This is a genomic window from Pseudomonas sp. GM84, from assembly GCF_000282535.1.
Taxonomy (GTDB): Bacteria; Pseudomonadota; Gammaproteobacteria; order Pseudomonadales; family Pseudomonadaceae; genus Aquipseudomonas.
In genome coordinates, this window is record NZ_AKJC01000199.1 from 1 (window position 1) to 13,182 (window position 13,182).

General features: G+C 62.7%; 11 protein-coding genes. 10 read left to right on the forward strand and 1 reads right to left on the reverse strand.

The annotated features are described in order from the left end of the window. Positions 1-101 precede the first annotated feature (101 nt). Both PMI38_RS16580 and fusA read left to right on the forward strand, forming a co-directional pair. Positions 102-527, forward strand: a complete 426-nt coding sequence (locus tag PMI38_RS16580; protein ID WP_008096165.1) for a hypothetical protein — start codon at positions 102-104, stop codon at positions 525-527. Positions 528-600: 73 nt separating this feature from the next. Then, the gene (gene fusA, locus PMI38_RS16585; protein WP_008096167.1) at positions 601-2,712 is read left to right on the forward strand and encodes an elongation factor G; all 2,112 of its coding nucleotides are present in this window, start codon (positions 601-603) and stop codon (positions 2,710-2,712) included. 111 nt (positions 2,713-2,823) lie between these two features. Here fusA and PMI38_RS16590 read toward each other — a convergent pair whose 3' ends face one another. Then, positions 2,824-4,266: a SulP family inorganic anion transporter gene (locus PMI38_RS16590; protein WP_008096169.1), complete on the reverse strand. Its 1,443-nt coding sequence runs from the start codon at positions 4,264-4,266 to the stop codon at positions 2,824-2,826. 188 nt (positions 4,267-4,454) lie between these two features. Between PMI38_RS16590 and PMI38_RS16595 the strand changes: the two genes are divergently transcribed. The 8 genes from PMI38_RS16595 to nuoF all read left to right on the forward strand — a co-directional run bounded on the left by PMI38_RS16595 (position 4,455) and on the right by nuoF (position 13,084). Further along, complete coding sequence (locus PMI38_RS16595) at positions 4,455-5,225, forward strand: secretin N-terminal domain-containing protein (RefSeq protein WP_043273805.1); 771 nt, start codon at positions 4,455-4,457, stop codon at positions 5,223-5,225. Positions 5,226-5,682: 457 nt separating this feature from the next. Next, positions 5,683-7,008, forward strand: coding sequence for an isocitrate lyase (gene aceA, locus PMI38_RS16600; RefSeq protein WP_008096174.1), 1,326 nt, complete (start codon positions 5,683-5,685; stop codon positions 7,006-7,008). Positions 7,009-7,216: 208 nt separating this feature from the next. Beyond that, positions 7,217-7,879, forward strand: coding sequence for a lysoplasmalogenase (locus PMI38_RS16605; protein ID WP_008096176.1), 663 nt, complete (start codon positions 7,217-7,219; stop codon positions 7,877-7,879). A gap of 382 nt (positions 7,880-8,261) precedes the next feature. After that, positions 8,262-8,675 (forward strand): NADH-quinone oxidoreductase subunit A, encoded by a 414-nt coding sequence (locus tag PMI38_RS16610; protein ID WP_008096178.1) that lies wholly within the window; start codon positions 8,262-8,264, stop codon positions 8,673-8,675. 9 nt (positions 8,676-8,684) lie between these two features. Then, positions 8,685-9,362 carry a NuoB/complex I 20 kDa subunit family protein gene (locus PMI38_RS16615; RefSeq protein WP_008096180.1) on the forward strand — a complete coding sequence of 226 codons (678 nt, stop codon included), beginning with the start codon at positions 8,685-8,687 and terminating at the stop codon, positions 9,360-9,362. A gap of 79 nt (positions 9,363-9,441) precedes the next feature. Beyond that, entirely contained in the window at positions 9,442-11,223 is a 1,782-nt protein-coding gene (nuoC, locus tag PMI38_RS16620) for an NADH-quinone oxidoreductase subunit C/D (protein ID WP_008096183.1), read from the forward strand. Between the two features lie 2 nt (positions 11,224-11,225). Further along, complete coding sequence (gene nuoE, locus PMI38_RS16625; RefSeq protein WP_008096184.1) at positions 11,226-11,723, forward strand: NADH-quinone oxidoreductase subunit NuoE; 498 nt, start codon at positions 11,226-11,228, stop codon at positions 11,721-11,723. Continuing rightward, a complete protein-coding gene (gene nuoF / locus PMI38_RS16630) occupies positions 11,720-13,084 on the forward strand; it encodes an NADH-quinone oxidoreductase subunit NuoF (protein WP_008096186.1) in 1,365 nt (454 codons plus the stop codon). Before nuoE ends, nuoF begins: the two co-directional genes overlap by 4 nt. Positions 13,085-13,182 lie beyond the last annotated feature (98 nt).

Below are 13,182 nucleotides of genomic sequence, written 5' to 3' on the forward strand. Positions count from 1 at the left end.
GGCGATGAGGCCGGGCCTGCCCTGCCATAACCACATGGCCTCCCCCGCCCCGATCTGGTAGGGTGCCCGCCGATGCACGCCACACCACACGAGGACACCGAGTGAGCGCCGAAGAACCCCTGATCGCCGACCTGTTCGAGGTCGACAAACGCCTGACCCTCAAGCCCGTCGTGGACTTCAACAGCTACCTGCGCAATGCCTTCGGCGAAGGCCCGTGCCGCTGCCACCGCTGCGCCGAAGGCGCGGATGAAAGCACCTACAGCCACGCGCACAACTTCGCTTTCGAAGGCCGCACGTGGAATCGCCGCTTCGCCAGCACCGCCGGCAGCGACGTGGCCCAGGTACTGAAAAAGGCCTGGCTGTCGTACACCAAGGCCGAACTGACCCTGGCCGGCGCCCTTGACCTGACCACCCTCAAGACCTTCACCGAAGCCGCCCTGCACGAGCGCCTGCTGGCCCTGCTGGCGGCCAGCGGACTTGCCCGCGAAGTCGAAGGCCAATGGCTGCTGCAAGCCCAGGCCGACTGACGGCCCGGCGGTAAAGCAGGATTCTCCCGCTCTGCTACCTTGGGAGAATCCGCATCGCCGCAGGTAGTCCGTCATGGCCCGTACAACGCCCATCGAGCTGTACCGCAATATCGGCATCGTCGCCCACGTGGACGCCGGCAAGACCACGACCACCGAGCGCATCCTCTTCTACACCGGGGTCAACCACAAGATGGGCGAGGTGCACGACGGCGCCGCGACCATGGACTGGATGGCCCAGGAGCAGGAGCGCGGCATCACCATCACCTCGGCGGCGACCACGGCCTTCTGGCAAGGCTCGACCAAGCAGTACGCCGACAAGTACCGCTTCAACATCATCGACACCCCCGGCCACGTCGACTTCACCATCGAAGTGGAGCGCTCGCTGCGCGTGCTCGATGGTGCGGTGGTGGTGTTCAGCGGCGCCGACGGGGTCGAGCCGCAGTCCGAGACCGTCTGGCGTCAGGCCAACAAGTACCATGTGCCACGGCTGGCCTACATCAACAAGATGGACCGCCAGGGCGCCGACTTCCTGCGCGTGGTCAAGCAGATCGACAAGCGCCTGGGGCACCACCCGGTCCCGATCCAGCTGGCCATTGGCAGCGAGGAAAACTTCATCGGCCAGATCGACCTGGTGAAGATGAAGGCCATCTACTGGAACGAGGACGACCACGGCACCAGCTACCGCGAAGAAGAGATTCCCGCCGAGCTCAAGGCGCTCGCCGACGAATGGCGCGCGCACATGATCGAAGCCGCGGCCGAGGCCAATGACGAACTGACCATGAAGTTTCTCGACGGCGAGGAACTGAGCATCGACGAGATCAAGGCCGCCCTGCGCCAGCGCACCATTGCCAACGAGATCGTGCCGACCATCCTCGGCTCGTCGTTCAAGAACAAGGGCGTGCCGCTGATGCTCGATGCCGTCATCGACTACCTGCCCGCGCCGTCGGAGATCCCGGCGATCAGGGGCACCGACCCCGACAACGAAGAGAAACACCTGGAACGCCATGCCGACGACAAGGAGCCGTTCTCGGCCCTGGCCTTCAAGATCGCCACGGACCCGTTCGTCGGCACCCTGACCTTTGCCCGGGTGTATTCCGGCGTACTCAGCTCCGGCAATGCCGTGCTCAATTCGGTCAAGGGCAAGAAGGAACGCATCGGCCGCATGGTGCAGATGCATGCCAACCAGCGCGCCGAGATCAAGGACGTATGCGCCGGCGATATCGCCGCGCTGATCGGCATGAAGGACGTGACCACCGGCGACACCCTGTGCGATATCGACAAACCGATCATCCTCGAGCGCATGGACTTCCCCGACCCGGTGATCTCCGTGGCAGTGGAGCCCAAGACCAAGGCCGACCAGGAGAAGATGGGCATCGCCCTGGGCAAGCTGGCCCAGGAAGATCCGTCGTTCCGCGTGCGTACCGACGAGGAAACGGCGCAGACCATCATCTCCGGCATGGGCGAGCTGCACCTGGACATCATCGTCGACCGCATGCGCCGCGAGTTCAACGTCGAGGCCAACATCGGCAAGCCCCAGGTGGCCTACCGCGAGAAGATCCGCAACACCTGCGAGATCGAGGGCCGCTTCGTTCGCCAATCCGGCGGGCGCGGCCAATACGGCCACTGCTGGATCCGCTTCGCGCCGGGCGATGAGGGCAAGGAAGGCCTGGAGTTCATCAACGAAATCGTCGGCGGCGTGATACCGCGCGAGTACATACCGGCGATCCAGAAGGGCATCGAGGAGCAGATGAAGAACGGCGTGCTCGCCGGCTACCCGCTGATCAATCTGAAAGCAGCGGTGTTCGACGGCTCGTACCACGACGTCGATTCCAACGAAATGGCCTACAAGATCGCTGCCTCCATGGCCACCAAGCAGCTGTCGCAGAAAGGCGGCGCGGTGTTGCTGGAGCCGGTGATGAAGGTCGAGGTGGTGACGCCCGAGGAGTACCAGGGTGACATCATGGGCGACCTGAGCCGGCGCCGCGGAATGATTCAGGATGGCGACGAGACACCTGCCGGCAAGGTTATTCGCGCCGAGGTGCCACTGGGGGAGATGTTCGGCTATGCCACCTCGATGCGTTCGATGACCCAGGGGCGAGCCAGCTACACCATGGAGTTCACCCGTTATGCCGAGGCACCGGCGAGCATTGCCGATGGCATCGTGAAGAAGACGCGCGGCGAGTGATCGAACGAGGGCTTTGCCCTCGATCGCCGGCAAGCCGGCTCCCACAGGGATCTGAAGTATTGATCCGATCGGCGTGGGAGCCGGCTTGCCGGCGATGGCATCACCACCGATTCACTGCTGTTCGCCCGCCCGCTTCAACAACTTCTTGCAGCGCTCCGACAGGTGCACCACGCGCAAGGGCTTACCCGCCTTGGCATAACGCTCGCGCAAGGTCTTCAACGCCGCAATCGCCGAATAGTCGACAAAGCTCAGGTGCTTGCAGTCCAGGGTCACCTTGACCGGGTCGTTCGCCGGGTCGAACTGGTCGAGAAAGGCCGTGGTCGAGGCAAAGAACAGCGTGCCGTGCACCTGGTAATGCTTGCTCCCTTCAGCATCCTCATGGCTTTCGGCATACAGCTCCCGCGCATGCTGCCAGGCGAAATTGATCGCTGCGATGACAATGCCGAACATCACCGCCGTGGCCAGGTCGGTGAACACCGTCACCACGGTCACCGCAATGATGGCCAGCACATCGCTCACCGGCACCTTGTGCAACACCCGCAAGGACGCCCAGGCGAAGGTCTGCTGAGCCACCACGAACATCACCCCGACCAGTGCCGCCAGCGGAATGCGCTCGATCAGTGGCGACAGGAACAGCACGAACAGCAGGATCATGACCCCGGCGACCACCCCCGACAGCCGGCCACGGCCATTGGAGCTGAGGTTGATCACGGTCTGCCCGATCATCGCGCAGCCACCCATGCCGCCACACAGGCCCGAGACCATGTTGGCCGCGCCCAGGGCCACGCACTCGCGGTCCGGGTAGCCGCGGCTTTCGGTGATTTCGTCGGTGAGGTTGAGGGTCAGCAGGGTTTCCAGCAATCCGACCATGGCCATCAGCACAGCGTAGGGGGCAATGATCTTCAGGGTTTCCAGGTTCCATGGCACGTCCGGCAAGGCCAGCGCCGGCAGGCCGCCGGCAATGTGCGCCATATCGCCGAGGGTGCGGGTCGGCAGGCCGAGCAGGTACACCAGCAATCCCACACCCAGGATCGCCACCAGTGCAGGTGGCACGGCACGGGTGAGCTTGGGCAGCACGTAGACCACCAGCATGGTCAACGCCACCAGGCCGATCATCAGGTACAGCGGCGCACCGCTGAGCCACTGCTCACCCTGCTTGAAGTGCTCCAGCTGGGCCAGGGCGATGACGATCGCCAGGCCATTGACGAAGCCGAGCATCACCGGGTACGGCACCAGGCGCACCAGCTTGCCCAGGCGCAACAGGCCGAACAGGATCATCACCACGCCGCCCAGCAGCACCGTGGCCAGCAGGTACTGCGCACCGTGCTGCACCACCAGGGCGACGATCACCACCGCCATGGAGCCCGCGGCGCCGGAGATCATGCCCGGCCGGCCGCCGAACAGCGCGGTCAGGGTGCAGATGATGAAGGCGCCGTACAGGCCCATCAGCGGGTTGAGGTGAGCGACCAGGGCGAAGGCGATGCATTCGGGCACCAGGGCGAAAGACGTGGTCAGGCCGGCGAGCACGTCGGCGCGAAGTCGGGCGGGTTTCATGAATATCCTGTGGCGCAGTCCGGGTGGACGGTACGAAAAAACGAAGGAGCGCGATGTTACGGATTTTGTCGCACAGCAGCCACCGCCAGCACGATCACACCGGCGAGAAAGGAAAGCGTGTGATCTACACCCGGCATAATCATGGCAAATTTGCCATCATGTTGATTCCACCTGCGGAGATCATGGACATGCCGCTACGCCCTCTTTTCGTTTCCCTGCTGCTGGCTGCGAGCCTGACGGCCCAGGCGGCCACCGAAGTGGTGCCGCTGCAGCACCGCAGCAGTGCCGAGCTGCTGCCCGCCGCCCAGTCTTTCATCGGCAAGGACGGCAGCGTCACCGCGTTCGAGAACAAGCTGATCGTCAACGCCAGCCCCGAGCGCATCGACGACTTGCGCACCCTGCTGCTGCAACTGGACACCGCCCCCAAGCGCCTGTTGATCAGCGTCGACAACAACGACAGCAACTTTCAGGACGATCGCGGCAATGCCCGCGTCATCCACTACGGCACCAGCAACCGTGAGGGAGGTCTGCAGCAGATCCAGGCCAGCGAAGGCCAGCCGGCGCTGATCCAGGTCGGCCAGAGCATCCCGGTGACCAGCACCAGCACCGACGGTTATGGGCGCATTCAGAGCAACACCGAATACCGCAACGTGACCCAAGGCTTCTACGTCACGCCGAGCTTGAGTGGCGAGACGGTTCGTCTGCAAATAAGCAGCAATAACGACAGAATCAGCCGGGAACGTGCCGATGTAGTGAACGTGCAAAGCACCGACACGACAGTCACTGGCAGGCTGGGCGAGTGGATCACCCTGGCAGGCTACAACCAGCAATCCCAAGCCGGCCGGGATGCATCAAGCCGCACCTACAGCACCCAACGGGGTGAAAACATGACGCTGCGCGTCAAAGTCGACCTTCTCGACGGATCCCAGGCAAATCAAGGCCTCGACCAACGGCCTTGAAACTGACCCGCAAGTCGCACCAGACCAAAGATGTAGTAAGTGAAAAAAACCACTACAAAACATTTGACAGGTACTTTTTCCCAAGGGCATGATGGCCTCGCTCCCGCTAATCAGGGGCCCTGGCAAGGGCCTTCGAGGCGTACTCCTCCCACCCCTGGAGGCGCCTCGTGTCTATACGGCCCACAAGGCGGTTCGACGGGATTGCGACTGCAACGAAGAAGTTGTCCCGAGGGACGGAAGCGCATCACCGCAGTACTGGCAATCGCGTAGCACCGCAGCAAGGCAACCACGAGCCGACCTGCTGGCGCACACCTTCGCCCGGCCTGCACACCCCTTCCCCTTCGAGCCTTCGCGTTCGCCGCCGCACTCCCCCGAACAGGACAGCCGCCAGTTCCCTGATTCGCTTCGTGAGCATCAACACAATTACCCCAAGATCGATGCGACGAGGTTTATTTCCATGGCACTGACACGCGAACAGCAAATTGCAGCCCTCGAGAAAGACTGGGCCGAAAACCCGCGCTGGAAAGGCGTGACCCGTACCTACACCGCCGCTGATGTCGTTCGCCTGCGTGGCTCTCTGCAGCCGGAGCACACCTTTGCTCGCCAAGGTGCAGAAAAACTGTGGAAGCTGGTCACCGAAGGTGCCCACCCGTCCTTCCGCCCAGAAAAAGATTTCGTCAACTGCATGGGCGCCCTGACCGGCGGCCAGGCAGTACAGCAGGTAAAAGCCGGCATCCAGGCCATCTACCTGTCTGGCTGGCAAGTGGCCGCCGACAACAACTCGGCCGAGTCCATGTACCCTGACCAGTCGCTGTACCCGGTCGACTCGGTACCGACCGTGGTCAAGCGCATCAACAACGCCTTCCGCCGTGCCGACCAGATCCAGTGGAAAGCGGGCAAGAACCCAGGCGACGACGGCTACATCGACTACTTCGCGCCGATCGTGGCCGACGCTGAAGCCGGTTTCGGTGGCGTACTGAACGCCTACGAGCTGATGAAGAACATGATCGAAGCGGGCGCCGCCGGCGTGCACTTCGAAGACCAGCTGGCTTCGGTGAAGAAGTGCGGCCACATGGGTGGCAAGGTACTGGTACCGACCCAGGAAGCCGTGCAGAAACTGGTTGCAGCGCGCCTGGCCGCTGACGTTTCGGGCGTGCCGACCATCATCCTGGCCCGTACCGACGCCAACGCCGCCGACCTGCTGACCAGCGACTGCGACCCTTACGACCAGCCGTTCGTGATCGGCGAGCGTACCCGTGAAGGCTTCTACAAGGTGCGCGCCGGCCTCGACCAGGCCATCGCCCGCGGCCTGGCCTACGCGCCATACGCCGACCTGATCTGGTGTGAAACCGCCAAGCCGGACCTGGACGAAGCCCGCCGCTTCGCCGAAGCGATCAAGAAGGAATACCCGGACCAGATCCTGTCGTACAACTGCTCGCCTTCCTTCAACTGGAAGAAGAACCTGGACGACGCCACCATCGCCAAGTTCCAGCGCGAACTGTCGGCCATGGGTTACAAGCACCAGTTCATCACCCTGGCCGGCATCCACAACATGTGGCACGGCATGTTCAACCTGGCGCACGACTACGCCCGCAACGACATGACTGCCTACGTGAAGTTGCAGGAGCAGGAATTCGCCGACGCCAGCAAAGGCTACACCTTCGTGGCGCACCAGCAGGAAGTGGGCACTGGCTACTTCGACGACATGACCACCGTGATCCAGGGTGGCGCTTCGTCGGTGACTGCTCTGACCGGTTCGACCGAGGAAGAGCAGTTCCACTGATAACCGTGGGCTGTTGAAAGCAGGCCCGGGATTCGCGAGGATCCCGGGCCTTTTTTTGCCTGCTGTGGCCCTATCGCCGGCAAGCCGGCTCCCACACCGAACGTATCGCACTGAAGATCCCTGTGGGAGCCGGCTTGCCGGCGATAGGGCCACAGCAGAATCCAGGATCCGGACTATGCTTGGGGCAGCCCAGCAGCAAGGACCGCCCATGCCTCGTCCAAGCCATCTGCTCATCATCGCCGTCGCAGCCGCTGCCCTCTATATATATGCACTGGCCACCGGCAACGCCCTGCTCGGCCTCGTGTCCAAACCTGTTCCGGTGCTGGCCCTGATCGCCTGGATGCTCAGCGCGCCCGCCACACCGTATCGCCGCTGGATCACTATTGGCCTGGGCTTCTCTGTGCTCGGTGACATGCTGCTGGCCATCCCCGCCGACCTGTTCGTGTTCGGCCTGGCCGCCTTCCTCTGCGCGCACCTCGCCTACCTGCGCGCCTACTACAGCCAGACCCGGCGAGCAGCGCTACCCGCGCTGCTATTGAGCACCATCACCGGCATCACCCTGCTCGGCGTACTGGCCAGCCACGGCCTCGGTCCGCTGTTGATACCCGTGGCCGTTTACGCACTGGCGATCAGCGCCATGCTCTGGCGCGCGCTGGCCTGCGGCGGCGCCGCTGCGATGGGCGCTTGCCTGTTCGTGTTCTCCGACAGCCTGATCGGCATCGACCGTTTCGTCAGCCCGTTCGCCGCCGCGCCCTACCTGATCATCCTGGCCTACTGGCTCGGCCAATGGGCGATCGCTTCATCCGCTCGCAACGGCTTAGGCGGCAAAGTATTGACCCAGAGCGGTACACGCGGAATGGAAAACTGCTAGAACAAGAGTCTTTCGCATTTGCAAGCGGGGGGTATATCCCAGATGAACTTTGCAAGGCTCAGCAAGGACAAAGTTTCAGATACCAGCTCAAACGATATTAATTATCATTACCAAGTTAGTGTTTCGTTACGCTGGGCAAGAAACATAATTAACAAAACCGTTCGCAATGCCCGAATTTCAAGGCTTTCAGCCAGTTACGAGGGATTTTTATTCTTAATGCTACGAATAAATTTGCGACAGAAATTTTACTTGCACCGGGTTTACCCATAAAATCAGCCCGATTGATTCAGCTGCGACATTTGGTCACTGCACCTGCGACACCACGTCGCCGCTCTACTTATTTCAGACTGCAGAGCTGGGTCTCTGTATAAGGATCTCTAGCATGTCCGATTCGGCAGGACTCATCGCCCACAACTGGGGCTTTGCCATCTTCCTCCTGGGTGTCGTCGGCCTGTGTGCCTTCATGCTCGGCCTCTCCAGCCTGCTCGGTAGCAAGGCCTGGGGCCGCGCCAAGAACGAACCCTTCGAATCCGGCATGCTGCCTACCGGCAGCGCTCGCCTGCGCCTGTCCGCCAAATTCTATCTGGTCGCGATGCTGTTCGTGATCTTCGATATCGAAGCCCTCTTTCTCTTTGCATGGTCTGTGTCCGTCCGCGAAAGCGGCTGGACCGGATTCGTCGAAGCACTCGTTTTCATAGCAATTCTGTTGGCAGGTCTTGTCTACCTATGGCGCGTCGGGGCACTTGATTGGGCTCCCGAAGGTCGCCGCAAGCGGCAAGCGAAGCTGAAACAATGAGGCTTTGGCATGCAATACAATCTCACCAGAATCGATCCGGATGCGCCCAACGAGCAGTACCCGGTCGGTGAACGGGAAACCGTCACCGATCAGCTGCTAGAGGACCAGGTCCACAAGAACATCTACATGGGGAAACTCGAAGATGTGCTGCGTGGTGCGGTCAACTGGGGTCGCAAGAACTCCCTCTGGCCGTACAACTTCGGCCTTTCCTGCTGCTACGTGGAAATGACCACGGCCTTCACGGCGCCCCACGACATCGCCCGCTTCGGCGCCGAAGTCATCCGGGCATCGCCGCGTCAGGCCGACTTCATGGTCATTGCCGGTACCTGCTTCGTCAAGATGGCGCCGATCATCCAGCGCCTGTACGAGCAGATGCTCGAGCCGAAGTGGGTCATCTCCATGGGTTCGTGCGCCAACTCCGGCGGCATGTACGACATCTACTCGGTCGTTCAGGGGGTCGACAAGTTCCTCCCCGTGGACGTCTATGTGCCTGGCTGCCCGCCACGCCCTGAGGCTTTCCTGCAAGGCTTGATGCTGCTGCAGGAGTCGATCGGCCAAGAACGACGCCCGCTTTCCTGGGTTGTTGGTGATCAAGGTATTTACCGTGCCGAGATGCCAGCCCAGAAAGACCTGCGTCGTGAGCAGCGCATTGCAGTAACCAACCTGCGCAGCCCCGACGAAGTCTGATCCAGCGACCTGCCGCCCGCTCCCGAAGGAGCCGGCGGCCTGGCTTCATTCTTAACGTTGACCCAAAGCGACCGAGACCATGACAGCGGACAACGCTATTTTTATTCCGCCCTACAAGGCTGACGACCAGGATGTGGTCGTCGAACTGCACAACCGTTTTGGCGCCGAAGCATTCGTCGCCCAGGAAACCCGCACCGGCATGCCCGTGCTGTGGGTCAAGCGCGCCCAGCTCAAAGAGGTGCTCAGCTTCCTGCGCGGTGTCACCAAGCCCTACAGCATGCTGTACGACCTGCACGGTGTCGACGAGCGCCTGCGCACCCAGCGCCGTGGCCTGCCCGCCGCCGATTTCAGCGTGTTCTACCACCTGCTGTCGGTAGAACGTAACAGCGACGTGATGATCAAGGTGTCGCTCAGCGAAGGCGACCTGAACCTGCCGACCGTGACCGGCATCTGGCCAAACGCCAACTGGTACGAGCGCGAAGTCTGGGACATGTTCGGCATCGACTTTGCCGGCCACCCACACCTGAGCCGCATCATGATGCCGCCCACCTGGGAAGGTCACCCGCTGCGCAAGGACTACCCAGCCCGTGCCACCGAGTTCGATCCCTACAGCCTGACCCTGGCCAAGCAGCAGCTTGAAGAGGAATCGGCACGCTTCAACCCGGAAGCCTGGGGCATGAAGCGTCAGGGCGCCAACGAGGACTACATGTTCCTCAACCTCGGCCCGAACCACCCTTCGGCCCACGGTGCCTTCCGCATCGTCCTGCAGCTGGACGGTGAAGAGATCGTCGACTGCGTCCCGGACATCGGTTACCACCACCGTGGCGCCGAGAAGATGGCCGAGCGCCAGTCCTGGCACAGCTTCATCCCCTACACCGACCGTATCGACTACCTCGGCGGGGTGATGAACAACCTGCCGTACGTACTGGCCGTCGAGAAGCTGGCGGGCATCAAGGTGCCGCAGAAGGTCGACGTGATTCGCATCATGCTGGCCGAGTTCTTCCGCATCACCAGCCACCTGCTGTTCCTGGGTACCTACATCCAGGACGTCGGCGCCATGACCCCGGTGTTCTTCACCTTCACCGACCGTCAGCGCGCCTACACCGTGATTGAAGCGATCACCGGTTTCCGCCTGCACCCGGCCTGGTACCGCATCGGTGGCGTCGCCCACGACCTGCCGCGCGGCTGGGACAAGCTGGTCAAGGACTTCGTCGATTGGCTGCCAAAGCGCCTGGACGAATACACCAAGGCCGCCCTGCAGAACAGCATCCTCAAGGGCCGTACCGTCGGCGTTGCCGCGTACAACACCAAGGAAGCGCTGGAATGGGGCACCACCGGTGCCGGCCTGCGTTCCACCGGTTGCGACTTCGACCTGCGTAAAGCACGTCCCTACTCCGGTTACGAGAACTTCGAGTTCGAAGTACCGCTGGCCCACAACGGCGATGCCTACGATCGCTGCATGGTCCGTGTCGAGGAGATGCGCCAGAGTATCCGCATCATCGACCAGTGCCTGCGCAACATGCCGGAAGGCCCGTACAAGGCGGATCACCCGCTGACCACGCCGCCACCGAAAGAGCGCACCCTGCAGCACATCGAAACCTTGATCACGCACTTCCTGCAAGTCTCGTGGGGCCCGGTCATGCCGGCCAACGAGTCGTTCCAGATGATCGAGGCGACCAAGGGCATCAACAGTTACTACCTGACGAGCGATGGCGGCACCATGAGCTACCGCACCCGGATCCGTACCCCGAGCTACCCGCACCTGCAGCAGATCCCTTCGGTGATCAAAGGCAGCATGGTCGCCGACCTCATTGCGTACCTGGGCAGTATCGACTTCGTTATGGCTGACGTGGACCGCTAAGCATGAACAGCACGCTTATCCAGACTGACCGTTTCGCCCTGAGCGAAACCGAGCGCTCGGCCATCGAGCACGAGATGCATCACTACGAGGACCCGCGCGCGGCGTCCATCGAAGCCCTGAAGATCGTCCAGAAGGAACGTGGCTGGGTGCCGGACGGCGCCATTCACGCCATCGGTGAAGTGCTGGGCATTCCTGCCAGCGACGTCGAGGGCGTGGCCACCTTCTACAGCCAGATCTTCCGCCAGCCGGTCGGCCGTCACATCATCCGCGTGTGCGACAGCATGGTCTGCTACATCGGCGGCCATGAGTCGGTCGTCAGCCAGATCCAGAGCGAACTGGGCATCGGCCTGGGCCAGACCACCCCGGACGGCCGTTTCACCCTGCTGCCGGTGTGCTGCCTGGGCAACTGCGACAAGGCCCCGGCGCTGATGATCGACGACGACACCTTTGGCGACGTGCAGCCTGCTGGCGTCACCAAGCTGCTGGAGGGTTACGTATGACCATCACTTCCTTCGGCCCGGCCAACCGCATCGCGCGTTCGGCCGAAACCCACCCGCTGACCTGGCGCCTGCGTGACGACGGCGAGCCGGTCTGGCTTGCCGAATACGAGTCCAAGAACGGCTACGCCGCTGCCCGCAAGGCGCTGGCGCAGATGTCGCAGGACGACATCGTCCAGGCCGTCAAGGACTCCGGCCTCAAGGGTCGTGGCGGCGCGGGCTTCCCCACTGGCGTGAAGTGGGGCCTGATGCCCAAAGACGAATCCATGAACATCCGCTACCTGCTGTGCAACGCGGACGAAATGGAGCCGAACACCTGGAAGGACCGCATGCTGATGGAGCAACAGCCCCATCTGCTGGTCGAGGGCATGCTGATCAGCGCCCGCGCCCTGAAGGCCTACCGTGGCTACATCTTCCTGCGTGGCGAGTACACCACCGCGGCGAAGAACCTCAACCGTGCCATCGACGAAGCCAAGGCCGCAGGCCTGCTGGGCAAGAACATCCTCGGGTCGGGCTTCGACTTCGAGCTGTTCGTGCACACCGGTGCCGGGCGCTACATCTGCGGTGAAGAAACCGCACTGATCAACTCGCTGGAAGGCCGCCGCGCCAACCCGCGCTCCAAGCCGCCCTTCCCTGCCGCCGTGGGCGTATGGGGCAAGCCGACCTGCGTGAACAACGTCGAGACGCTGTGCAACGTGCCGGCCATCGTCGCCAACGGCAACGACTGGTACAAGTCGCTGGCCCGTGAAGGCAGCGAAGACCACGGCACCAAGCTGATGGGCTTCTCCGGCAAGGTGAAGAACCCGGGCCTGTGGGAGCTGCCGTTCGGCGTCACCGCCCGCGAGCTGTTCGAAGACTACGCCGGCGGCATGCGCGATGGCTTCAAGCTCAAGTGCTGGCAGCCAGGCGGCGCCGGTACCGGTTTCCTGCTGCCCGAGCACCTCGACGCACAGATGTACGCCGGTGGCATCGCCAAGGTTGGCACCCGGATGGGTACGGGCCTGGCCATGGCGGTGGACGACAGCGTCAACATGGTCTCGCTGCTGCGCAACATGGAAGAGTTCTTCGCCCGCGAATCGTGCGGCTGGTGCACCCCCTGCCGTGACGGCCTGCCGTGGAGCGTGAAGATGCTGCGCGCACTGGAGAAAGGCCAGGGCCGCGCCGAAGACATCGAGACCCTGCTGGGTCTGGTCAACTTCCTCGGCCCAGGCCGTACCTTCTGTGCTCACGCACCGGGTGCCGTCGAGCCGTTGGGCAGTGCCATCAAATACTTCCGCTCGGAATTCGAGGCCGGTGTCGCGCCAGCAAGTGCTGCCGATGCCCTGCGCCCGAGTTTGGCGAAGCCGATCGTGGTCGGCGCATAACAAGATGAGATGCGGGTGGTCCGTGCCACCCGCCAGCCTGCAGGCCGGCCCGAACGATTCGTGGCGGGCCGCAGGCTCACCGATTTCCATTAGCCACG

Coding starts and splice junctions, on each gene's coding strand:
- PMI38_RS16615 (WP_008096180.1), top strand. CDS start 8,685: ATGCAATACAATCTCACCAGAATCGATCCGGATGCGCCCAACGAGCAG.
- PMI38_RS16610 (WP_008096178.1), top strand. CDS start 8,262: ATGTCCGATTCGGCAGGACTCATCGCCCACAACTGGGGCTTTGCCATC.
- PMI38_RS16605 (WP_008096176.1), top strand. CDS start 7,217: ATGCCTCGTCCAAGCCATCTGCTCATCATCGCCGTCGCAGCCGCTGCC.
- nuoC (WP_008096183.1), top strand. CDS start 9,442: ATGACAGCGGACAACGCTATTTTTATTCCGCCCTACAAGGCTGACGAC.
- aceA (WP_008096174.1), top strand. CDS start 5,683: ATGGCACTGACACGCGAACAGCAAATTGCAGCCCTCGAGAAAGACTGG.
- fusA (WP_008096167.1), top strand. CDS start 601: ATGGCCCGTACAACGCCCATCGAGCTGTACCGCAATATCGGCATCGTC.
- PMI38_RS16590 (WP_008096169.1), bottom strand. CDS start 4,266: ATGAAACCCGCCCGACTTCGCGCCGACGTGCTCGCCGGCCTGACCACG.
- nuoF (WP_008096186.1), top strand. CDS start 11,720: ATGACCATCACTTCCTTCGGCCCGGCCAACCGCATCGCGCGTTCGGCC.
- PMI38_RS16595 (WP_043273805.1), top strand. CDS start 4,455: ATGCCGCTACGCCCTCTTTTCGTTTCCCTGCTGCTGGCTGCGAGCCTG.
- nuoE (WP_008096184.1), top strand. CDS start 11,226: ATGAACAGCACGCTTATCCAGACTGACCGTTTCGCCCTGAGCGAAACC.